Origin of the sequence: Streptomyces sp. NPDC048288 (assembly GCF_043201555.1) — a bacterium.
Taxonomy (GTDB): domain Bacteria; phylum Actinomycetota; class Actinomycetes; order Streptomycetales; family Streptomycetaceae; genus Streptomyces.
The window spans coordinates 29,657-51,520 of record NZ_JBICZD010000005.1 but is presented as its reverse complement, the minus strand read 5'-3'; the positions used below and the strand labels follow the sequence as shown (position 1 = coordinate 51,520).

19 protein-coding genes are annotated in these 21,864 nt (G+C 72.7%); 13 read left to right on the top strand and 6 right to left on the bottom strand.

From position 1 onward, the window contains the following. Window positions 1–25: 25 nt before the first annotated feature. From ACGFZS_RS19030 to ACGFZS_RS19010, 5 genes are read left to right on the top strand one after another with little or no spacing between them, the layout of a single operon-like run. Window positions 26–1,687, top strand: coding sequence for an ABC transporter substrate-binding protein (locus ACGFZS_RS19030; protein ID WP_393796074.1), 1,662 nt, complete (start codon window positions 26–28; stop codon window positions 1,685–1,687). A gap of 8 nt (window positions 1,688–1,695) precedes the next feature. Then, on the top strand, window positions 1,696–2,634 hold the full coding sequence (locus tag ACGFZS_RS19025) for an ABC transporter permease (RefSeq protein ID WP_393796073.1): 939 nt from the start codon (window positions 1,696–1,698) through the stop codon (window positions 2,632–2,634). Beyond that, complete coding sequence (locus ACGFZS_RS19020; protein ID WP_393796072.1) at window positions 2,631–4,583, top strand: dipeptide/oligopeptide/nickel ABC transporter permease/ATP-binding protein; 1,953 nt, start codon at window positions 2,631–2,633, stop codon at window positions 4,581–4,583. Before ACGFZS_RS19025 ends, ACGFZS_RS19020 begins: the two co-directional genes overlap by 4 nt. After that, window positions 4,576–5,577: an ABC transporter ATP-binding protein gene (locus ACGFZS_RS19015; RefSeq protein WP_393796071.1), complete on the top strand. Its 1,002-nt coding sequence runs from the start codon at window positions 4,576–4,578 to the stop codon at window positions 5,575–5,577. Before ACGFZS_RS19020 ends, ACGFZS_RS19015 begins: the two co-directional genes overlap by 8 nt. A gap of 35 nt (window positions 5,578–5,612) precedes the next feature. After that, entirely contained in the window at window positions 5,613–7,091 is a 1,479-nt protein-coding gene (locus ACGFZS_RS19010) for an aldehyde dehydrogenase family protein (protein WP_393796070.1), read from the top strand. Window positions 7,092–7,094: 3 nt separating this feature from the next. On the opposite strand, the gene ACGFZS_RS19005 is transcribed toward ACGFZS_RS19010, so the two are convergent. After that, window positions 7,095–8,012, bottom strand: coding sequence for an NAD(P)-dependent oxidoreductase (locus ACGFZS_RS19005; protein WP_393796069.1), 918 nt, complete (start codon window positions 8,010–8,012; stop codon window positions 7,095–7,097). A gap of 101 nt (window positions 8,013–8,113) precedes the next feature. Next, window positions 8,114–8,647, bottom strand: a complete 534-nt coding sequence (locus ACGFZS_RS19000) for an SRPBCC family protein (RefSeq protein ID WP_393796068.1) — start codon at window positions 8,645–8,647, stop codon at window positions 8,114–8,116. A 145-nt stretch (window positions 8,648–8,792) separates the two neighbouring features. On the opposite strand from ACGFZS_RS19000, the gene ACGFZS_RS18995 reads away from it, so the two are divergent. From ACGFZS_RS18995 to ACGFZS_RS18980, 4 genes are all read left to right on the top strand, one after another. Next, window positions 8,793–9,737, top strand: coding sequence for a LysR family transcriptional regulator (locus tag ACGFZS_RS18995; protein ID WP_393796067.1), 945 nt, complete (start codon window positions 8,793–8,795; stop codon window positions 9,735–9,737). Between the two features lie 305 nt (window positions 9,738–10,042). Then, window positions 10,043–10,165 carry a hypothetical protein gene (locus ACGFZS_RS18990; protein ID WP_393796066.1) on the top strand — a complete coding sequence of 41 codons (123 nt, stop codon included), beginning with the start codon at window positions 10,043–10,045 and terminating at the stop codon, window positions 10,163–10,165. After that, window positions 10,162–10,995 carry a class I SAM-dependent methyltransferase gene (locus ACGFZS_RS18985; protein ID WP_393796065.1) on the top strand — a complete coding sequence of 278 codons (834 nt, stop codon included), beginning with the start codon at window positions 10,162–10,164 and terminating at the stop codon, window positions 10,993–10,995. Before ACGFZS_RS18990 ends, ACGFZS_RS18985 begins: the two co-directional genes overlap by 4 nt. Window positions 10,996–11,133: 138 nt before the next feature. Next, window positions 11,134–11,475, top strand: coding sequence for a hypothetical protein (locus ACGFZS_RS18980; protein WP_393796064.1), 342 nt, complete (start codon window positions 11,134–11,136; stop codon window positions 11,473–11,475). Window positions 11,476–11,522: 47 nt separating this feature from the next. Here ACGFZS_RS18980 and ACGFZS_RS18975 read toward each other — a convergent pair whose 3' ends face one another. The 4 genes from ACGFZS_RS18975 to ACGFZS_RS18960 all read right to left on the bottom strand — a co-directional run bounded on the left by ACGFZS_RS18975 (window position 11,523) and on the right by ACGFZS_RS18960 (window position 16,893). Further along, entirely contained in the window at window positions 11,523–12,203 is a 681-nt protein-coding gene (locus tag ACGFZS_RS18975; RefSeq protein ID WP_365690626.1) for a response regulator transcription factor, read from the bottom strand. Further along, window positions 12,200–13,432, bottom strand: a complete 1,233-nt coding sequence (locus ACGFZS_RS18970; RefSeq protein WP_393796063.1) for a sensor histidine kinase — start codon at window positions 13,430–13,432, stop codon at window positions 12,200–12,202. Before ACGFZS_RS18970 ends, ACGFZS_RS18975 begins: the two co-directional genes overlap by 4 nt. 101 nt (window positions 13,433–13,533) lie before the next feature. Next, window positions 13,534–15,783 carry an MMPL family transporter gene (locus ACGFZS_RS18965; protein WP_393796062.1) on the bottom strand — a complete coding sequence of 750 codons (2,250 nt, stop codon included), beginning with the start codon at window positions 15,781–15,783 and terminating at the stop codon, window positions 13,534–13,536. Window positions 15,784–15,957: 174 nt separating this feature from the next. After that, window positions 15,958–16,893 carry an SGNH/GDSL hydrolase family protein gene (locus ACGFZS_RS18960; RefSeq protein WP_393796061.1) on the bottom strand — a complete coding sequence of 312 codons (936 nt, stop codon included), beginning with the start codon at window positions 16,891–16,893 and terminating at the stop codon, window positions 15,958–15,960. 361 nt (window positions 16,894–17,254) lie between these two features. Between ACGFZS_RS18960 and ACGFZS_RS18955 the strand changes: the two genes are divergently transcribed. The 4 genes from ACGFZS_RS18955 (at window position 17,255) to ACGFZS_RS18940 (ending at window position 21,840) form a co-directional block, all read left to right on the top strand. Next, a complete protein-coding gene (locus ACGFZS_RS18955; protein WP_393796060.1) occupies window positions 17,255–18,406 on the top strand; it encodes a LacI family DNA-binding transcriptional regulator in 1,152 nt (383 codons plus the stop codon). Window positions 18,407–18,672: 266 nt separating this feature from the next. Beyond that, a complete protein-coding gene (locus ACGFZS_RS18950) occupies window positions 18,673–20,064 on the top strand; it encodes an ABC transporter substrate-binding protein (RefSeq protein ID WP_393796059.1) in 1,392 nt (463 codons plus the stop codon). A gap of 1 nt (window position 20,065) precedes the next feature. Then, the gene (locus tag ACGFZS_RS18945) at window positions 20,066–20,989 is read left to right on the top strand and encodes a carbohydrate ABC transporter permease (RefSeq protein WP_393796058.1); all 924 of its coding nucleotides are present in this window, start codon (window positions 20,066–20,068) and stop codon (window positions 20,987–20,989) included. Continuing rightward, window positions 20,986–21,840, top strand: coding sequence for a carbohydrate ABC transporter permease (locus ACGFZS_RS18940; RefSeq protein WP_393796057.1), 855 nt, complete (start codon window positions 20,986–20,988; stop codon window positions 21,838–21,840). The genes ACGFZS_RS18945 and ACGFZS_RS18940 overlap by 4 nt, the downstream gene beginning before the upstream one ends. Window positions 21,841–21,864: the final 24 nt, after the last annotated feature.

Here is a 21,864-nt window from a genome sequence, read left to right as displayed (position 1 = left end):
GCCCGGCTCAGAGCAAGGAGAGACAATGACGTCCCACGATGCCGCACCCCATCCGACCGCACCCCGTCCGACCGCACCTCGACCCGCCCCGCCGAGAGCCCACCGGTCCCTCCGTTCCGGAAGCGGCCCGGCCGCCCTCTGCACCGCCGTCGCCCTCACCCTCACGCTCGCCGCGTGCGGCGGAGGCACCGGTGGGGCCGCCGCCGGCGGTGGCTCCACCGGCGGTGCGAAGGTCGCCGGCGACACCTTGACCGTCGCCGAGCAGCAGGCCCCGCCGTCGCTCAACCCCGGCAGCCTCGACCTGGGTTTCGTCGACTTCACGATGCTGTCGTACGAGTCGCTCTTCTACCTCTCCCCCAAGGGCACGGTCGAACCGGCGCTCGCCAAGTCCTGGAAGTACGTCGGCACCGGCAACAAGGAGCTGTCGGTCACGCTCCGCTCCGGCGTCGAGTTCGCCGACGGCACCCCCGTGAACGCCGACGCGGTGAAGGCGTCCCTGGAGTACGCGAAGAAGGCCCAGGGGAACCAGGCCCACTACCTCACGGACGCGACGATCACGACCTCGGGCGACCTCGGGCTGACCATCAGGCTCACCAAGGCGAACCCGATCCTGCCGACCCTGCTGACCCAGTCCTACGGCATCGGCCAGATCATCAGCCCCAAGGGCCTGGCCGACCCGGCGAACCTCACCCCGACCAAGGCCAGCCAGGGCGCCGGGCCCTATGTCTACGCGCCCTCCGACAGCGTGGCGGGCGACCACTACACCTACACCGCCAACCCGGACTACTACGACAAGGCCAAACAGAGCTACAAGAAGATCGTGATCCGGATCGTGCAGAACGGCCAGACCGCGATCAACGCCATGAAGACGGGTCAGATCGACGTCTACAAGGGGGACTACACCTCCGCCGCCTCCGCGAAGTCCGCCGGGATGAGCACCGTCGGACTGCCGGTGATCCTCCAGGGGCTGAGCCTGATCGACCGCGGCGGCGAGGTGTCCAAGCCGCTCGGTGACGTGCGGGTGCGGCAGGCGATCAACTACGCCATCGACCGCGACGCCGTCACCAAGGCCCTGCTCGGCTCCGCCGGAACGCCCACCGTGCAGACCGTCATCAAGGGCGGCGACGGCTACTCGGCGGACCTCGCCGACCGCTACCCCTACGATCCCGCGAAGGCGAAGCAGCTGCTCAAGGCGGCCGGCTACCCCGACGGCTTCGAACTGCCGGTCCTCGCGGCCACGTTCGTCGGTTTCGACACGATGGCCGAGGCGATCGCCGGGCAGCTCGCGAAGGTCGGCATCAAGGCCAAGGTCACCGCGGTCACCAGCATCACCTCCTTCGTGGAGAACCAGACCAACCACAAGTACCCGGCGGTCTCCGGCGGCTTCACCGAGGAGCCGATGTACCTGGAGGGCCTGGACCTGTTCATGCCCGGCTCCAAGGTCTTCAACGGCTTCGGCTCCACCTCGCCCGAACTGACCAGCCTGTTCGACAAGGCGGCCGCCGCCGAGCCCACCGAACGGGCCGACCTGGACCGGCAGATGCAGGAATACCTGGTGGAGAACGCCTGGTTCGCCCCGGTCGCCTTCACCCCGGTCGACTACTACGTCCGGCCGGGCACCGGCGGGGTCGAGGTCAGCGCCGGCGCGCCGTTCGCCAGCCCGCTCGCCTTCTACGCGACCCGGTAGGAGACGCCGTGCACCGGATCCTGTTCCGCTGGCTCGTCGGCGCCGTCCCCGTGGTGTTCGGCGTGACCGTCCTGACGTTCGTCCTGACCGCCCTGGTCCCGGGCGACCCCGGCCGTACGATCCTCGGCGCGAACGCGAGCCCCGCCCAGGTGCGGACCCTCGACGCCCGGCTCGGGCTCGACCATCCCCTGCCCGTCCGCTACGCGGACTGGCTGACCCACGCCCTCCGGGGCGACCTGGGCGACTCGATCACCTCGGGCGTCCCGGTGAGCGACCAGCTCAGCTCCCGGCTGGCGGTCACGCTGTCGCTCATCGGCGGCGCGATCCTGGTGGCCGCCGTCGCGGGGGTGGCGCTCGGTGTCCTCAGCGCGCTCAGGGGCGGCCGGCTCGGCCGGGCCGTGGACGGAGTCTCCCTGGTCGGTCTCGCCGTGCCGAACTTCTGGTTCGGCCTGGTGCTGATGACCGCGTTCGCCGTGCAGTTGCCCGTCTTCCCCGCCACGGGGTACGTGCCCTTCACCGAGTCGCCGACGGGGTGGTTCGAGTCGCTGGTGCTCCCGGTGCTCACCCTGGGCGTGCCGGCCACGGCGCCCGTGGCCAAGCAGACCCGGGACGGCGTCCTGAACCAGCTGGACCGCGAGTACGTCCGCGTGCTGCGGGCGCGCGGCATCCCGGAACGGTCGGTGATCTTCCGGCATGTGCTGCGCAACGCGGCCGCCCCGATCGTCACCGTCCTGGGCGTGGTCGTGGTGACGCTGTTCGGCGGCACCGTGCTCGCCGAGACGCTCTTCGTGATGCCGGGCCTCGGCGGGCTGGCCGTGACCGCCGCGACCACCCAGGACATCCCGACGGTCCAGGGCGTGGCGCTCGTCTTCACCGTGACCGTGATGCTGATCAACCTCCTGATCGAAGTGGTGTACACGATGCTCGACCCGAAGGTGCGGACATGAGCGGCACCCGGACGGCCCGCGCGGAGCGACGCCCGGCGGCCCGGCCGTCCGGCTTCGCCGCCCGGTTCGTCCGCAAGCCCGCCGCGGCGGCCTCCGCCGCCTACCTCCTGCTGGTCCTCCTGGTCACCCTGTCGGCCGGCTGGATCGCCCCCTACGGCGCCGACGAGCAGGATCTGACCGCGGCGCTGCGACCTCCGAGCGGCGCGCACTGGCTGGGCACCGGCGAGTTGGGCCGGGACGTGCTGAGCCGGCTGATGCACGGCGGCCAGGTGACGCTCCTCGGCGTGCTCATCACGCTGGCGGTGTATCTGACGCTCGGCGTCCCGGCGGGCATGGTGGCGGGCTACCGGGGCGGCTGGTTCGACCGGCTCGTCCTGAGGACCGCCGACCTGGTCTCGGCCGTGCCGGTCATCATCGTGCTCCTCGTGGTCCTCTCGGTGTTCACGAACGACGAGAGTGCCGCGATGGCCGCCAACGGCCTGCTCGGCGCCCCGCTGCTGGCCCGCGTCGTACGCTCGGCGACCCTCGGGGTGAAGGAGGAGCTGTACGTCCGGGCCGCCGTGGCCGGCGGCATCCGGGACCGGGTGATCATCCGCCGGCACGTCCTGCCCCGCGTCACCGGAGTCGTCCTCGTCCAGGCCTCGGTGTACGGCGCCTACGCCGTGCTGCTGGAGACCGGGCTCGGCTTCCTCGGGCTGGGCACCACGGAGGCCAGCTGGGGCAGCATGATCGCCGAGGCGTCCAAGAACATCGGCACCGACCCGTGGCTCCTGGTCCCCTCCGGCTTCATGATCATCAGCTTCGTCCTGGCGCTCGGGCTGCTCGGCGACGGCCTGCGCGACACCCTGGCCGAGCGGTACGCGCCCCCGGCCGACAGGCCCCCGTCCCGTCGCCGTTCGGCCCGGCAGGCCCTCGTCGAGGCCCCGCGAACCTCCGTCACCACGGTGGCCGAACCCGCCGGGGACGCGTTGCTGTCGGTGCGGGGACTGACCGTCGCGCTGCCCATCGACGGGACTCCCACCGAGGTCGTCCGGGACGTCTCCTTCGACCTGCGGGCCGGTGAGGTGCTGGGCATCGTCGGTGAGACGGGCTGCGGCAAGACCGTCACGGCGACCTCGCTGCTGGGCATGCTCCCGGCGGGCGGGGAGATCGTCTCCGGCACCGTCCGGTTCGAGGGGAACGACCTCGCGCGGGCCGACGCGGCCGCGCTCCGCCGGGTCCGGGGCCGTCGTATCGGATGGATCTCCCAGGATCCGATCGCCGGCCTGGACCCGTCGTTCACGGCGGGCGCCCAGGTCGCGGAGGCGGTCCGCGTCCACACCGGCCGCAGCCGCAAGGAGGCCCGGCAGCGGGCCCTGGAACTGCTCGAACTGGTGCGGCTGCCCGATCCGGCCCGGGTCGCGGCGAGCTACCCGCACCAGTTGTCGGGAGGCATGGCCCAACGCGTGGGCATCGCCGCCGCGTTGGCCGGGGATCCCGCCCTCGTCGTCGCCGACGAGCCGACCACCGCGCTCGACGTGACCGTGCAGGCCGAGATCCTCGACCTGCTGCGCGAACTCCAGGCCGCCGGCACGGCCGTCGTCCTCATCACCCACGACTGGGGGGTGCTCGCGGACCTGTGCGACCGGGCCGTGGTGATGTACGCCGGCGAGGTCGTCGAGGAGGCGGAGGTCGGCGCGCTCGTCGGCGCGCCGGCCCACCCCTACACCGCCGGCCTGCTCGGTTCCGACCCGCACCACGCGGTGCCGGGCGAGCCGCTGCCCGCCGTGGAGGGCACGGTGCCGCCGCCGCCCGAGTGGCCGGTGGGCTGCCACTTCCAGAACCGCTGCCCGCGCGTGACCGACGCCTGCCGCGAGAAGCCCGTCGTCATCTCCCGGTCGGCGGCCCTGGAGCGCTCGGCGCGGTGCATCCGGCCCGTCGAGCTGATCGGAGAAACGGTCCATGACTGAACACACCCGGGGCACCGCCCTGCTCGACGTGCACGACCTCACTGTCACCTACCGCGCGGCGGGCCGCCGCGGCGACGGTGTGCGGGCCGTACGCGGGGTGGATCTGACGGTACGGCGCGGTGAGACCGTCGGCCTGGTGGGCGAGTCCGGTTCCGGCAAGTCCACCATCGGCTCGGCGATCCTCGGCCTGGTGCCCGCGACCGGCGGACGGCTGGCCTTCGACGGCACCGACATCACCCACGGCACACGCGCCGACCGGCGGCTGCTGGCCCGCCGGATGCAGGTGGTCTTCCAGGACCCGTACGGCTCCATGAACCCGGCACACACCGTGGGCGACACCCTCGCCGAGGCGCTGCGGTACAACCTCGGCCTGCCCGAGGACACCATCCGCGAGCGTGTGCGGGCCGCGCTGGCCGACGTCGGCCTGCCGCCCGGCGCCGCCCACCGCTACCCGGCGGCGTTCTCCGGCGGCCAGCGGCAGCGCATCGCCATCGCCCGGGCGCTGGTGATGGAACCCGACTTCATCGTCTGCGACGAGGCGGTCAGCGCCCTCGACCTCTCCGTGCAGGCGCAGGTGCTCAACCTGCTGGCCCGGCTCAAGCGGACCCGCGGCCTGAGCTATCTCTTCATCTCGCACGACCTGGCCGTGGTCCGCCACCTCAGCGACACCATCGTGGTCCTGTACGCCGGCCGGGTCGTCGAACGCGGCCCGGCCGCCCGGGTCGCCGACCGTCCCGCGCACCCCTACACCAGGGCGCTGCTCGCCGCCGCCCCCGTCCCTGACCCCGGGATCCAGCGCCGCCGCCAGGCGGAGCGACGGCACACCGTCACCGCCGCCCCGCCCTCGGCAGGTACGGAGCAGGGCTGCGCCTTCGCCCCACGCTGCCCGTTCGCCCAGGACGTCTGCCGAACGACCCGGCCCGAACTCACCGACCACGACGGGGTCGCCGTCGCCTGCCACCGCTACGACGAGCTGCAGGCGTCCGCCGCCTGACCCCGACGCCCCGTCCCTCTCCCGCAAGGACAGCGATGACCACCACCGCCCCCGCCCCGCTCGACATCGCCACGCTGCTGCCCGACGGCACGCACCTGATCGACGGCGAGTGGGTCCCCGCCCGCGCCAGGGCCGTACTCGACGTCCTCGACCCCGCCACCGGGACGCTGCTCGCCCGCGTCCCGCGCGGCACCGCCGAGGACATCGACGACGCCGTACGCGCCGCCGAGCGCGCCCTGCCCGCCTGGCGGGACACCAGCCCCGCCACGCGCGGCGAACTCCTTTACCGCTGGGCCGAGTTGGTACGCGAGCACGACGACACCATCAACCGCCTGGAGGCGATGGAGGTCGGTCACCCCGTCGGCCCCTCCCCCATCGCGGCCCGGCTCACCTACCTCGCCGGCAAGGCCGACAAGGTCTTCGGTGACACCCTCCCCACCCGCTCCCCCGACGTGCTGGGCCTGACCCTGCGCGAGCCGTACGGGGTGGTCGGCGCGATCATCCCGTGGAACGCGCCCGGCCCGATGACCGTCTTCAACACCGCGGCCCCGATCGCGGCCGGCAACACCGTCATCCTCAAGCCGGCCGAGGACGCCCCGCTCACCGCCCTCTACCTGGCCCGTCTCGCCCAGGAGGCGGGCCTCCCGCCGGGCGTCCTCAACGTGGTCACCGGGTACGGCTCGGAGGCGGGCGCCGCGCTGCCCGCCCACCCCGGCATCCGCAAGATGAGCTTCACCGGTTCTCCCGCCACCGGCACCGCCGTGATGGAGGCATGCGCCCGCAACCTCATACCCCTGCAACTGGAGTTGGGCGGCAAGTCCCCGCAGATCGTGCTGCCCGACGCCGACCTCGACCGGGCCGTGCCCGCGATCGTGCGCAGCATCATCATGAACAGCGGCCAGGTGTGCGCCGCCGGTTCCCGTGTCCTGGTCCACTCCTCCCGCCACGACCGGCTGGTCTCCGCGATCGCGGACGCCTTCCGTGCCGTACGCGTCGGGCTGTGGGACCAGCCGGTCGACATGGGCCCGCTCATCAACGCCCGCCAGGAGAAGAGGGTGTTGGACTACCTGGCCATCGGCCGCGAGGAGGGCGCCGAAGTGGTCGTGGGCGGCGGGAAGCTGACCGGCAGCCCGTACGACGACGGCCACTTCGTCGAGCCCACCCTCTTCGACCGGGTCACCCCCGGCATGCGCATCGCGCAGGAGGAGATCTTCGGCCCGGTGCTGTCCGTGCTGACCTACGAGGACGAGGAGGAGGCGGTCGCGATCGCCAACGGCACCCGCTACGGACTCACCGCCACCGTCTGGACGCGGGACATCGGGCGCGCGGTCCGGCTCGCCCGCCGGGTCCAGGCCGGGCAGGTCGCCGTCAACACCGTCGGCGACGGCGGCCCGAACGGCTCGATCGGCACCCCGTTCGGCGGCTACAAGCACAGCGGCTTCGGCCGGTCCATGGGCCCCGACTACCTGGAGGACTGGACCCAGGTCAAGGCGGTGGTGATCAACGCCGGATGAGACCTACGACGGGTCCGGCGCGCTGTCCGTGCGGGACTCGATCGCGGTGAGGACGGAGGACATGTCGAGGCGGCCGTTGCCCCGTCGGACGCTCTCGCCGTACAGGTCGCTGCTGAGGTCGAGGAGCGGGGTGGCGATGCCGGCGGCGCGGGCCGCGTCGGCGATCAGCCGGGTGTTGGCGTAGGCGTCCGCGGTGGCGGCCTGCACCGTGAAGTCGTGGGCCGCGAGCATCGGGATCTTGACCCGGGTCACCCCGCTGCCGAGCTGGCCGGAGTCGACGACGGCCCGGAAGGTGTCCAGGTCCAGGCCCTGCCGCTGCGCGAAGTGGACGGACTCGGCCAGGGCCGCGATCGTCGTGTCCAGGTAGAGGTTCACGGCCAGTTTCATCAGCACGCCCGAGCCGGCCGGACCGCAGTGCACGGTCTCCCGGCACATCGGGGCGAGCAGCGGCCGTACCTCTGCCACGGTCTCCTCGTCGCCGCCGAGCATCGCGACCAGTTCGCCCGCCTCGGCCGGCTTGCGGGACCCGGAGACCGGTGCCTCGACGAAGCGGCCGCCGGCGGCCTGGACGTCGGCGGCGAGGCCGCGCGCGTACTCCGGCGCGGTCGAGCCCATCGACACCAGGGTCCGGTCGGCGACCAGCTTCCCGAAGGCCGGGCCGCCCCGGCCGAGGACCGTGTCCGTCACCGTCTCGTCGAGCAGCATGAGGATCACGACACGCGCCCGGGCGAAGACCTCCTCGGCGCTCGCCGCCACCCGCGCCCCGGCCGCGCGCAGTGCCTCCGTGCGCGCGGGCGTCCGGTTCCAGACGACGAGCGGGGTGCCGGCCCGGGCGAGGTTGAGCGCCATGGGCTGCCCCATCACACCGAGCCCGACAAAGCCGTACATCGGGGCCTCGGGGCGGCCGGCCGCTTGCGTCATCGTCGCAACTCCTGGTGGTCGAACGGAGAGTGCCGTACGGAGAGTGTCGTACGGAGGGTGGGGACCACCGGCACTGTACGGCGCCGCGCCGACCGGACGGATCAGGCGCCGGCGTGGAGCTGCCCGGAGGCGGCGCGGATCAGGCCGTCCAGCCAGGCCTGGTGGCCGTTGAGCATGGGGTTGGGGCGTTCCTGGGCGAGGGCGGCGGCCGGTGCGCCGATCTGCGTCTCCTGGGTGAGCACGCGCACCCGGCCGCCGGGCAGGTCCTCGACGAGCCAGGCGTGCAGCACGTCCAGCCGCTCCTGCGGCCCGCCGTCCTGCTTCGCGGTCCAGGACAGGCGGCCGGGCGTGCCCTGCGCCGGTGCCTGGTACTCGACGACGTGGGCGTCCAGGGGCGGGAAGCCGAAGGTGCCGAAGCGGAAGACCAGGTCGTCCTTCAGCTCGGGTCCGCCGCCCTGCGGGAAGGAGATGTCGGCGACGTTGTCGTAGTACGACTCCCAGGTGGAGGTGTCGGTGAGGTGGTGCCAGACCCGGGCGGCCGTCACTCCCTGGACGATCACCTCGTTGGAGACGAAGTTGTCGCCGGTGCCGGGGAGGTACTTCTCGGGCCAGTTGATCGCGTTCTGCCTGGTCATGGGGGTTCCTTGGGTCGGAGCGGGCGGGGTGTCGGGAGGTCCTGCGACGTCCTCGACGGTAGGCGCGAGCGCCATCGGCACACCAATAGGAGCGCCGATCTCTCCCATCGGAACTCCGATGTCTTCTGCGGGTACGCTGACCGGTATGGAACAACCGGCTCCCCCTGTCGACGAACCCGGGCACGCCGACCGGCCGCTTCCGTCGCACGCGGACCTGAACCTGCTGCGCACCTTCCTGGCCGTCTACCGCTCCGGCTCCTTCACGGCGGCGGCCCCGCTGCTGGGGCTCTCGCAGCCGACCGTGACCGCGCAGATCCGGTCGCTGGAGCAGCAGACGGGCCGGGAGCTGTTCACGCGGCTGCCGCGCGGGGTCGAGCCCACTCCGCTCGCCCATGAGCTGGCCGGTCAGGTCGCGGCACCCCTGGACGCGCTCGCCGCGCTGGACGGCGGTGGCGGTCCGCTCGCCGGACAGCGTGCGCCCGTGCATCTCGCGGGCCCCTCGGAGCTGCTGTGCGTGCGGGTGCTGCCCGCCCTGGCGCCGCTGGTCGCCGAGGGGGTCCAGCTGCGGGTCGCCCAGGGCCTTCCCGAACCCCTGCTGGAGGAGATGGGCTCGGGCCGGCACGACCTGGTGATCGCCACCCGCCGGCCGCGCGGGCGGGCGCTCCCCTCGGTGCCGCTGGCCGACGAGGAGTACGTGCTGGTCGCCGGCCCCGAGTGGGCACGGCACACCGGCGACGGCGATGTGTGCGCCGCCCTGCGTGACGTCCCGCTGGTCACCTACGCCGAGGACCTGCCTCTCGTACGGCGCTACTGGCGGACGGTCTTCGGCAGGCCGCTCACCGCCCGCGCGGCGGTGACCGTGCCGAACCTGTACGCGGTGCTGTCGGCGGTCAACGCCGGTGCCGGGTACAGCGTGCTGCCCCGCTCGCTCTGCCAGGAGTACCTGGACTCCGGCCGCCTGACCCTGCTGCACGCGCCGGAGGAGCCTCCGCTCAACACCCTCTTCCTGGTCCAGCGGCCGGGCTCCGGCACCAACCCGGACGTGGCCCGGGTCCGGGAGCTCCTGCGGGCGGCCGCCCGCGACTGGTGAGGCGTCAGCCCCATGGCGTCGCCGATGGGGGCGCCACGAGGCCGGTGTCCCCGTCACCGCCGTGCGCGGGACCTACGCCGCCGAGGGCGCGATCCATCAGGCGGTCGCCGTCCCGCGTACGGCGCTGCGCGCCGGCTGACGGCCGGGCGGACGGCATGAGGGCGAGTCCGTCCGCGGGCCGTGCGCCGTTCGGCTCCGGGCCCGGCGCGCCTCGGCCGCCTCGGCGGCCTTCCGTGGAGGATCGGTGGGCGGCGGCCTCGGGACGGGCCGCCCGGCACTGCCCCACCGTGCGAGGAGGCCCGGCCTTGAGATCCTGCGACGACCCGCTGTTCCGGATCCCCGGGTGCGACGAAGTCCTCGGCGTCCTCGACCTCGTCCACGTCCTCGGCGTCCTCGGCGTCCTCGGCGTCCCGTCGGTGGCGAGGTGACCCCCGGCGGTCGGCGCGGGGAGGCGCCGGGCGGCGGTCGCTACGGCGAGGCGGTGTTCCGTCCCGGTCAGGCGGGCGAGGGCGAGCGCATCGACGTCGGCGCGCTCGCCTACGACGACCTCACCCTGGCCCGGCTGCGGGCGCTCGGTGCCGGACCGGGGTGGCGTTGCCTCGACGTGGGCGCGGGCACCGGCACGGTCTCCCGGCGGCTGCTGGAGGAGGCCGGTGTGGACAGCGTGCTGGCCGTGGACCGCGACGTGCGGTTCCTCGGCGAGCGGCCCGGGCTCGACGTGCTGGAGGCCGACGTCACCGCTCCGGGCGTCGTCCGGGGCCGGTTCCGGCTCGTCCACGCGCGGTTCGTGCTGATGCACCTGCCCGAGCACGAGCGCGTGATCTCGGCCCTGGCCGAACTGGTCGAGCCCGGCGGGGTGCTGGTGCTCGGCGACGCGGTGGACCTGACGAGCGACCGGGCGCCGGACACGCCGTACACCACGGTGATGCGGGCCATGTGGCAGGGGCTGCGGGCCACCATCGGCACGGATGTCTCCTGGGTGCCGTCGTATCCGCACCTGCTGCGCGCGGCGGGGCTCGGGTCCGTCGCCGCCGAGATCCATGTGCCGCCGCTGCTGCCGGGCAGTCCCATCAGCCGGTTCTGGGCGGACACCTGGGAGCGCAGTCGTACGGCGATGCTCGCGACCGGCCTGGTGGACGACGCGGCCGTCGACGCGGCGGTCCGCTACCTGGCCTCCGACGAGTGCGCCGCGCTGTCCGCCGGCATGCTCACCGCCTGGGGCTGGAAACCGGCGGAGGCGGAGTCCGCCCGGCGCTGACATGATCGGTCCGGGACCCGCGACATCCGCCCCAACGGGTGGCGGGCCCGCCAGACTTGGGTCCATGGACGCAGGTCTCGCCGCCGTGCTGGGTGCCGCCGTCGGGTCGCCGGCCACCCTCGGTGCCGCGACATCGCCATGGACGCGATCCTCGACGCGCTGAGGGCGGACGAACCCGACCTGCCCGACGTGGACGAGAGGACCCGCCGCTTCGTGGCGCTGGCCCGCGAGGTGCACCGGGCGGCCAAGGTCGTCGCCCTCGAAGGGCCGGCCTCCCTCACCGAGGCCACCGACCGGATCGCCCGCGCCTCCGCCGAACTCTCCCAGGTCATGCGGAGGATGGTCGGGGACGCCCACGCGGGGGACACCGCCCGCAAGGACGAGGACACCGCCCTCGCCGCCGCACGCGAGGAGGCGCTCTACCGAGCGGTGCGGGACCTCCGGCTCGCGGCGCGCGGCGCGATCGGCGGTACGGACTGAGGCGGCGGCACGGACTTGCGCCGACGCCTCCGGAGGGCACCGCCGGCTCAGGGCTGTCGTGACTCGGGGCGCACCAGGCCGGTCTGGTAGGCGATGACGACGAGCTGGGCGCGGTCGCGGGCGCCCAGTTTCGTCAGGGAGCGCTGGATGTGGCTGCGTACGGTCAGCACGCTGAGGACGAGTTCCTCGGCGATCTCGTCGTTGGACCTGCCGCGGGCGGCGAGCGCGGTGACCTCGCGTTCGCGCGGGGTGAGGTCGTCGAGGCGCTCCGGGGGCGCCAGCAGGGCGTCGGGGGCCGGGCCGGAGAGGAAGCGGGTGATGAGGGCACGGGTGGCGCCCGGGGAGAGCAGGGCCTCGCCGGCGGCGACCGTGCGGATGCCGGCCAGCAGGGTGTCGGTGGTGACGTACTTGCCGAGGAAGCCGCTGGCGCCGACGCGCAGTGCCCTGGCGACGTACTCGTCGGTCTCGTACATGGTGAGGACGAGGACCCGGGTGTCGGCGAGGTCGGGGTCGGCGCAGATGGCGGCGGTGGCGGCCAGGCCGTCCGTGCCGGGCATGCGGATGTCCATCAGGACGATGTCGGGGCGGTGGGTACGGGCCAGTTCCACCGCCTCGCGGCCGTCGGCGGCCTCGCCGACCACCTCCAGGTCCGGGCAGGAGTCGATCAGCAGCCGGAAGGTGCCGCGCAGCAGGGCCTGGTCGTCGACGAGCAGGACACGGATACTCACGGGGCGGCCTCGAGTTCTTCCGGCGCGAGGGAGTGGAGCGGCAGGGCGGTGCTCACCTCGAAGCCGCCCTGGGGGCGGGGTCCGGCGCGCAGGTCGCCGCCGACGGAGTGGGCCCGTTCCCGCATGCCCATCAGACCGTAGCCGCCGGCGGCCGCCGGAGCGGTGGCGGTGGTGGTAGCTGTGGCGGTGGCGGTGGCGGTGGCATCGTTGGTGACCGAGATGAGCAGCCGGGACCGGCCGTAGTTGAGCCGGACGTCGGCGCCCTGGCCGGCGCCGTGCTTGGTGACGTTGGTGAGCGCTTCCTGGATGATCCGGTACGCCGTCAGGTCCACGCCCGGGGACAGCGGCCGGGGCGCGCCCTCCGTCGTGACGGCGACGTCCAGTCCGGCGCTCGCGTACGTCGAGACGAGGTCGGGCAGCCGGTCCAGGCCGGGCGCGGGCTCCAGGGACTCGCCGTCCTGGTCGCCGGAGTGCCGGAGCACGCCCACCGTGGCCCGGAGTTCGATCAGCGCGGAGGACGTGGTGACCGTCAGTTCGTCGAGCAGTCTCAGCGCCTGCTCGGGCCGGGTGGGCACGAGGTGGCGGGCGGTGCCGGCCTGGGCGTTGGCGACGGCCAGGTGGTGGGCGACGACGTCGTGCAGTTCCCGGGCGATGCGCATGCGTTCCTCGGCGACGCGCAGCCGGGCCTCCTCCTCGCGGGTGCGTTCGGCGTAGGCCGCGCGGGCGTGCACGGACTCCATGTAGACGACCCGGAGCCGGGCGTGGCTGCCGCCGACCAGGGGCAGCAGCAGCCACAGCACGGGGCCGACGGTGCGGAGCAGCAGCAGGTTGCCGTTGGGGTTGTCGAGCATGGCGGCGATCACCACGACGGCCATGGACGCAAGGCCGAACACCCGTGTGGTCCGCCGGTCGGTCCCGGCGGCCACCCAGTACAGGGCCAGCATCAGCGGGGCGAGCATGAGGGGGGTCGGGAGGTAGCCCTGGGCGAAGGTGGCCACCGCGCAGGCCATGGCCACGGCGGCGACGGCGCGCGGGCGGTCGCGTGCCCGCAGCAGGGCGACGCAGGCGACGGCCGCGGGGACCGTGCCCGGCCACGACTCCTGCGGCTGGGTGATGCCGGGGAGGCGGAGCACGGCGCCCAGGGCCACGCACGGGAGCAGTGCCATGACCACGGCGACGTTCATGACACGCCGAGAGCGTCGCGTGTTCCGGTCCAGGGTGATGGTCATGTGTCTCTTCCGTGAGGTGCCTGGGTCCATGGTGGCCGACGTGCCGGTGTGGGCCGCCCGTGACCTGTGCCACGGGCGGCCCACGGAGTGGTGGGCGGCGGTCAGACGCGTGCCTCGGCGGTTTCGTCGCCGGCCGGGTCCGGTGCGGGAGCCGTCACGGCGTCCGGGCGGCGGGTGAGGGCCTCGCCCTCGATGTCCACCCGGGGCAGCAGCCGGTCCAGCCACTTCGGCAGCCACCAGGCCCGGTCGCCGAGCAGGGCGAGGACCGCGGGCACGATCGCCATCCGCACCACGAAGGCATCCAGGAGTACGGCGGTGGCCATGCCGAACCCGATCATCTTGATCATGGAGTCGTTCTCGCCGACGAACCCGGCGAACACCGCGATCATGATGAGGGCGGCGGCCACGACGACCCGGGCGCTGTGCCGGAACCCGGACACCACGGCCTCCTTCGCCGACTCGCCGTGCACATAGGACTCCCGCATCCGGGAGACGAGGAAGACCTCGTAGTCCATGGCCAGGCCGAAGATGATGCCCACCAGGAAGATCGGCATCAGGCTCATGATCGGCCCGGTCTGCTCGACCCCGAACAGTCCGGCGCCGTGGCCCTGCTGGAAGACCAGGACGACCGCGCCGAGGGCCGCGAGGACCGAGAGCAGGAAGCCGAGCGCCGCCTTGAGCGGGACGAGCAGGGACCGGAAGACCACCAGCAGCAGGACGACGGCGAGGCCGACGACGGTGACAAGGTAGGGCACAAGGGCCGACTGGACCTTGCCCGAGATGTCGATGTTCAGCGCGGTGTTGCCGGTGACCTCGAAGGACGCGCCGGCCGCCGACTCGATGGCCGGGCGTTCGCCGCGGATGGTCTTGACGAGTGTCTTGGTCTTCTCGTCGGTGGGGCTGGTGGACGGGGTGGCGGTGAACACCGCCGTGTCGCCCGCCTTGTTGAAGCGCGGCTGCGACACCGAGACGACCCCGTCCGTGGCGGCGATCCGCTCGCGGACCGTGCTCACCCCGCCCTTGGCGTCGTCGGTGCCCTTGGCGTCCACCACGATGGTCAGCGGGCCGTTGAACCCGGGGCCGAAGCCCTTGGCGAGGTCGTCGTAGGCGCGCCGCTCGGTGGTGGAGGTGGACTTGGCCTCGTCTCCCGGCATGCCGAGCTGGAGCTGGGTCATCGGGACGGCGAGGGCGCCGAGGCCCACGACGCCGAGCAGCAGCACGGGGACCGGGCGGCGCAGTACGAAGCGGGCCCAGCGGGTGCCGCGGTTGTCGCCCTGGGGCGTCGTGGCCTTCCGGGCGCGGAACAGCCGGCGGCGGCCGCCTTCGCCTCGGCGTGCGGCGCCCGCGAGTACGGCGTTCGGCCAGAATCCGAGCAGGGCCGGGACGACGGTCAGGGCGATGACGACGGCGACGATCACCGCTCCGGCGGCGGTCAGGCCCATCTTGGTCAGCATCGGGATACCGACGACGGACAGGCCGGCCAGGGCGATGACCACGGTGAGGCCGGCGAAGACCACCGCCGAGCCGGCCGTGCCGACCGCGAGGCCCGCCGCCTCCTCCGGAGCCCGGCCCTTGGCGCGTTCCTCCCGGTAGCGGGAGACGACGAACAGGGCGTAGTCGATGCCGACGGCGAGGCCCAGCATCATCGCCAGGGTGCCGGTGCTGGTGGACAGGCCCAGGGCGTCGGCCAGCACGGTGATGGTGAACATGCTGAGACCGACGCCGAGGATCGCGGTCAGCAGCGGCAGGCCCGCGGCGGCCAGCGATCCGAAGGTGACCAGCAGGACGACGGCCGCGATCGCGATGCCGATGATCTCGGCGGTGCCGCCGGGTCCGCCGCCGCTGTCCATGGCGGAGCCGCCGGTCTCGACCGTGAGGCCCGCGTCGCGTGCCTGGTCGACGGCGTTCTCCAGCGCCGTCCGGCTGGCGTCGGTGACGGCGGAGGACTTCACCTTGTAGGTGACGGTCGCGTAGGCCGTGGTGCCGTCCTCGCTGACCGCCTTCGCGGTGAAGGGGTCCGCGACGCCGGCCACCTGGGTGCCGTCGCCCAGGGCGTCCACCGTCTCCTCGACGGCCTTCTTGTGCGCGGTGGCGGTGACCTTCTGCCCGTGCGGGGCGACGAACACGACCCGCGCGGTGGCGCCGTCGGCGGCCGTGCCGGGGAAGCGCTCCTGCATCAGGTCGAACGCCTTCTGGGACTCGATGCCCGGCGCCGAGAACTCCTCGTCGGAGGCGCCCGGCGCCTGCAGCGCGCCCAGTCCTACGGCGGCCAGGACGGCCACCCACAACAGGGCGACGTACCCGCGCCGCCGGAAGGCCAGTCGGCCCAGTCGATACAGAAAAGTAGCCACGTCAGAGAACTCCGCATCCGATCTCGCTTGGTCACCCAGGCTGTCCCGGCGAGGGCCCCCTCGTCGTCGTGCTGCTGCTGGCACTGCCCCTACTGAATCCGGAGGACGGCCTACTGAAACCGCAGTACGCGTCCGGCCCTCGGGGTCATGCGCCGGTACGACGGCGGGTGCGCCTCAGTCCGTCGCCGTGACCGCGCGGAGCACGGCGTCGGCCATGCCGCGCTCGCCGCGCTCGTTGGGGTGGGCGGGCGCCGCCGGGGCCGCCGGGACGAGCGGCTCGATCCAGCGCACGTCGGCGTCCGCGCAGGCGTCCCGGCCCGCGGAGGGCGTGTAGGTGTCGACGTATCCGGCCCCGGCCGCCCGCGCCCGCTGCCGGAGTTCGGCGTTCAGCCGGTGCTCCGTCTCGCGCAGGAAGCCCACGTCGCCCGGCGCCAGTCCGAGCGCGGTGCAGTCGGTTCCCTCGGTGGGCAGGATCGCCGGATAGCCGACCACGTAGACCCGGGCCTCGGGCGCGCGGCGCCTGATGTCGTCCAGCACGCCGGACAGCCGCCCGCCCAGCGTGCCGATCCGCCCTTCGATCTTGTCGGTGCCGTCCGACACGTACCGGCCGCGGCACGGCGCCCGGTCGGCGGCCCCGCTCATGATCCGCTCCTCCAGCTGGTACTTCACGCCGTCCTTGACGCACGTCGTGAGCAGCGAGGCGAAGCCGATGTCGTTGCCTCCGATGCCGAGGGTGACCAGCCGTGTGGAGGCGGTCAGGGCGGACAGCTGGGCGGGGTTGACGCCGTCGTCCGTGGACTGCGCCGCGGACAGGTCGGCCGTGACGGCCCCGCTGCAGCTGACGTCCCGGAACTCGGCGGACCGCAGGCCGAGTCCGGCGGCGACCAGCGCGGGGTAGTTCCGTTCGGAGCGCTCGCAGCCCACGGGGCGCCCGTGCGGGCCGGGGATGCCCGGGCCCGCGGTGTAGGAGTCGCCGAGCGCCACGTACGGCCCCTTCGGCACCGTATGCGCCGACGCGGTCCCGCCGCCGTCCCGGCCGACGGTCACGGCCGCCGCGAGTGCGACGCCCGAGGCGACGGCCGCCAGTGCGAACCCGGTACGCGTCCTCATCCGAGCCTCCTGCTTCCTGCTGGGGTTCCGACCGGTTCAGGCTCTCCGGGCGGGACGCGTCCCGTCGTCGTCCGACTGTGGGCAAACGACGGCCTGCTCGCGCAGTACGCGCCGCCGCGCCGGCGTACCGCGGAATCAGCAGGGGCTACCGCGTCCGCAGTAGCCGGGGCCCCGTGGGCGGCGAAAGGCCCCGGCTTTCCCACCGGCTCCCTGCGATCGATGCGGTCCGGACTCTTGACGCCACCCTTATGACTGCGTAGACATGACAGCGCAGTCAGTCAGACCGCGCATGGCATGATGGGCCCCGATCAAGCGGTCCAGAGATCAGGCGTCAAGCGGTCAAGCGGTCACAGGAGATGCCATGGCACCAGGGACGGGACGCGGCAAGAGCACCGCCGCGCCGCGCAGTGTCGACGTGGCCCGGCTGGCCGGTGTCTCGCAGAAGACCGTGTCCCGGGTCTTCAACGACGAGCCGTACGTCTCCGAGGACGTCCGCCGCCGCGTGCTCGACGCCGCCGAACAGCTCGGCTACCGGCGCAACAACGCCGCCCGGGCACTGGCCTCCGGACGCACCCGCTCGATCGGCGTGGTGACCCTGGGTACGGCCCTGTACGGACCCGCCTCGCTGCTCATGGGCGTCGAGCGGGTCGTCCGGGACACCGGCTACGCGCTGCGCGTGGTCAACACGGTGGAGGGCGATCCGGCAGGCCTCTCCGGCGCCGTGGACTCGCTCCTCGACCAGGGCGTGGACGGCATCGTGATCTCGGAGCCCATAGACGAGCAGGGCGATGTGTCCCTCCGCGTCGACGTGCCGGTCCTCGTCATGGGCGCGCCGCCGCCGGTCACCGCGCCGACCGTGCTGACCGCCGGCGACGGCGCGGACCTGATGGCCCGCACCGCCACCGAACACCTCCTGAACCTCGGCCACGTGACGGTCCATCACCTCGCCGGACCACAGCGCTGGTACGCCGCCCGGGACCGTCTGGAGGGCTGGCGGGCCGCCCTGACCGCGGACGGCAGGGAGGTGCCCCCGGTCGCCGAGGGCGACTGGTCGGCCGCCTCCGGGTACGCGGCGGGGCGTGAACTCGCCGCCGACGACCGGGTGACCGCGGTCTTCTGCGCCAACGACGACATGGCGATCGGCCTGATCCGCGCACTGACGGAGGCCGGCCGACGGGTGCCGGAGGACGTCAGCGTGGTCGGTTTCGACGACATCCCGGTCGCCGCCTATGTGACTCCCCCGCTCACCACCGTGCGCCAGCCCTTCGACGCCGTGGCACAGGAGGGCCTCAAACGCCTGGTGCACGCCATCGAGAACCCGGTGGCGGATCCGCTGGCGTCGAGCGGTCCGCCGGTCGACCTCGTCGTCCGCGCCTCGACCGCGCCCCCGCCGGGCCGGAGAACACCGGCCCGTGGCGGGCGCGGCCCGGCATCGGGTCCGGCATCCAGTCCGTCGTCTGGTCCGGTATCCGGTCCGTCGTCCGCGAACGGAGGTATCACCACAGACAACTGACTCACCGTCCGGCCCACACCACCCCACTCCACCTCACCTCACGCGATCCCGGCATGAGCCGCCCCACCGTCACCCACGCCGCACTGATCGCGCACCTTTCCTCACCTCCCTGAGCGCGCCCGGCGTCCGACCGGCGCCCAGGCCCGCGCTCCGCTCGCCGCTCCTGCGGCAAGGTTCCGCGCCTTCCCTCCCTCTCTCCCCTCTTTCCTCACCCCCGCACGCCCTCGCCAGGCGTGCCGTCCCTTCGCCATCGGCGGGAGTTCACCATGCCCGGATTCACCTCCACGTCCAGCACCACCCCCATGCGCCGCAGACTGTTCCTCGCGACGACCGGCGCCGTGTCGCTCGGCGCCGCCCTCACCGCCTGCGGCGGCGGGGACGGCGGCGGTTCCTCCGCCTCGGCCGAGCCCGTGAGCCAGGCCGACATCGACAAGGCCATGAAGACCCCGACCGAGCTGACGTGCTGGACCTGGGTCCCGAACATCGCCAAGGAGGTCGCGCTCTTCGAGAAGAAGTACCCGGCCGTCAAGGTCAAGATCGTCAACGCCGGTCAGGGAACACCCCAGTACACCAAGCTGCGTACGGCGCTGAAGGCCGGCAGCGGCGCACCGGACATGGTCCAGATCGAGTACCAGGCCATCCCGACCTTCACCATCACCAACAGCCTGCTCGACCTGCGGCCGTACGGCGCCTCGGCGCTCAAGTCCCGGTTCGTGGACTGGACCTGGGGCCAGATCAGCGGCGGCAACGGCGAGATCTGGGCGATACCGCAGGACACCGGCCCGATGGGGATGCTGTACCGGCACGACATCTTCGAGAAGCACGGCATCGAAGTCCCGGGCACCTGGGACGAGTTCGCCGCCGCCGCACGCAAGCTGCACAAGGCGGACCCGGACGTCTATCTGACCAACCTCGCCGCCAACCAGGTCGCCGCGTGGCACGGGCTGCTCTGGCAGGCGGGCGCGAAGCCCTATGTCACCTCGGGCAGGAGCGACATCACCATCAGCGTGGACGACGCCGTCTCGCGGAAGCTCGGCGCGTACTGGGGCGGACTCGCGAAGGAAGGGGTCATCGGCGTCGAGCCGGACTTCACCGACTCCTGGTACGCGGCCCTCAACAAGGGCAAGTACGCCACCTGGATCACCGCCGCGTGGGGGCCGGTGTTCCTGTCCGGCTCCGCCAAGGCCACGGCCGGCCAGTGGCGGGCGGCCCCGCTGCCGCAGTGGGACGCGGCCAAGCCCAGCTCCGGCAACTGGGGCGGCTCCACCACCGCGGTCGTCCGCTCCACCAAGAACCCGATCGCGGCTGCCGTGTTCGCGCAGTTCCTCAACAGTGACCCGGACAGCGCGCGGATGTTCGCCACCGAGCAGTTCTTCTTCCCCGCCACCAAGGCCCTGCTCACGGACGCCTCCTTCACCGGGGACGCCCCCTCCTTCTACGGCGGCCAGAAGGTCAACAAGGTCTTCGCCGACATCAGCTCCACGGTCAACTCCTCTTTCCAGTGGCCCCCGTTCCTGGACCAGGCGGCCACCGACTGGACCGAGACCGTCGGCAAGTCGCTCGCGGACCACACCGACACGGTGCGCGCGCTCGGCAGCTGGCAGTCGCGGCTGACGACGTACGCGAAGAGCCAGGGCTTCACGGTCAAGGGGAGTTGAGATGACCGGCACCCGCCGCCACCGGGCCGCCGGACCGCTCTTCGTCGCCCCGTTCCTGGCCCTGTTCCTGCTGTTCTTCCTCGCCCCGCTCGGCTACGCCGCCTATCTCAGCCTGTTCCAGAGCCGCCTGATCGGCGGGACGGTGTTCGTCGGCCTCGACAACTACACGCAGGCGCTGGGCGATCCCCAACTTCTGCACGGGGTCGGCCGGGTGGCGCTGTTCTTCGTGATCCAGGTGCCGGTGATGCTGCTGCTGGCCCTGCTGTTCGCGCTCGCGCTCGACAGCGGGCTGCTGCGGCTGGCGCGGGTGATCCGGCTGGGCATCTTCGTGCCGTACGCCGTACCCAGCGTGGTCGCCGCGCTCATGTGGGGCTATCTGTACGGGCCGGACTTCGGCCCGTTCGCCCAGCTGAGCCGGAAACTCGGCCTGCCGGCCCCGCACTTCCTCAGCGACGGCTGGATGCTGGGCAGCCTGGCGAACATCGTGACCTGGGAGTTCGTCGGCTACAACATGATCATCCTGTACGCCGCCCTGCGTACGATCCCGCAGGAGCTGTACGAGGCGGCAGCGGTGGACGGCGCCGGGGCCTGGCGGATCGCCTGGTCGGTGAAACTGCCCGCACTGCGCCCCGCGTTGCTGCTCACCCTCCTCTTCTCGGTGATCGGCAGCTTCCAGCTCTTCAACGAACCCAACCTGCTGATGAAGATCGCCCCGGACGTCATCAGCAGCTCCTACACCGCCAACCTGTACGCCTACTCCCTCGCGTTCACCGGACAGCAGGTCAACTACGCGGCCACGGTGTCCTTCCTCCTCGGCCTCGTCATCGTGATCGCCTCCTACGGCGTGCTGCTCACCGCGAACCGGAGCGGCCGCGACAACCGCACCAGCCGCGGCAGCCGCGGCAGCCTCAGGAGGGCCGCATGACGACCCGTCGCAGCACCCCGCTGACCATCGCCATGCTGGCGGCGCTCGCCTACTTCCTGCTCCCCCTGTGCTGGCTGCTGATCGCCTCGACCAAGAGCACCCAGGACCTCTTCAACAGCTTCGGCCTGTGGTTCTCGCACACCCCGCAGCTCCTGGCCAACATCAGGGCGACCTTCTCCCAGGACGACGGCGTCTTCGTGCACTGGCTGCTCAACACGGTCCTGTACGCCGTCGTCAGCGCGGTCGGCGCCGCGCTGCTCGCGGCGGCCGGCGGCTACGGATTCGCGAAGTTCCGTTTCCGGGGCGACCGGTTCACCTTCAACCTGGTCCTCGGCGCCGTCATGGTCCCGACCACCGCACTGGCCATCCCGACCTATCTGCTGTTCGCCAAGGCGGGCCTGGTCAACACCCCCTGGGCGGTGATCCTGCCGTCCCTCGTCAACCCGTTCGGCCTCTACCTGATGCGCATCTACGCGGCCGACGCCGTCCCGGACAGCCTCCTGGAGGCCGCGCGCATCGACGGGGCCGGCGAGGCCCGCATCTTCTTCCGGATCGCCCTGCGGCTGCTGGGCCCCGGCCTGGTGACGGTCCTGCTGTTCACGCTCGTGGCGACCTGGAACAACTACTTCCTGCCCCTGATCATGCTCAACGACCCCAATCTGTACCCGGTGACCGTGGGCCTGGCCTCCTGGGCCGCGCAGGCCCAGAACGGCGGGGCCGGTGCCAGCAGCGACATGCTGGCACTGGTCGTGACCGGTTCCCTGCTCTCGATCGTCCCGCTCGTCGCCGCCTTCCTGCTGCTCCAGCGGTACTGGCGGAGCGGCCTGGCGGCCGGCGGCGTCAAGCAGTGACTCTCCCGAACTCCCCCACTCCCA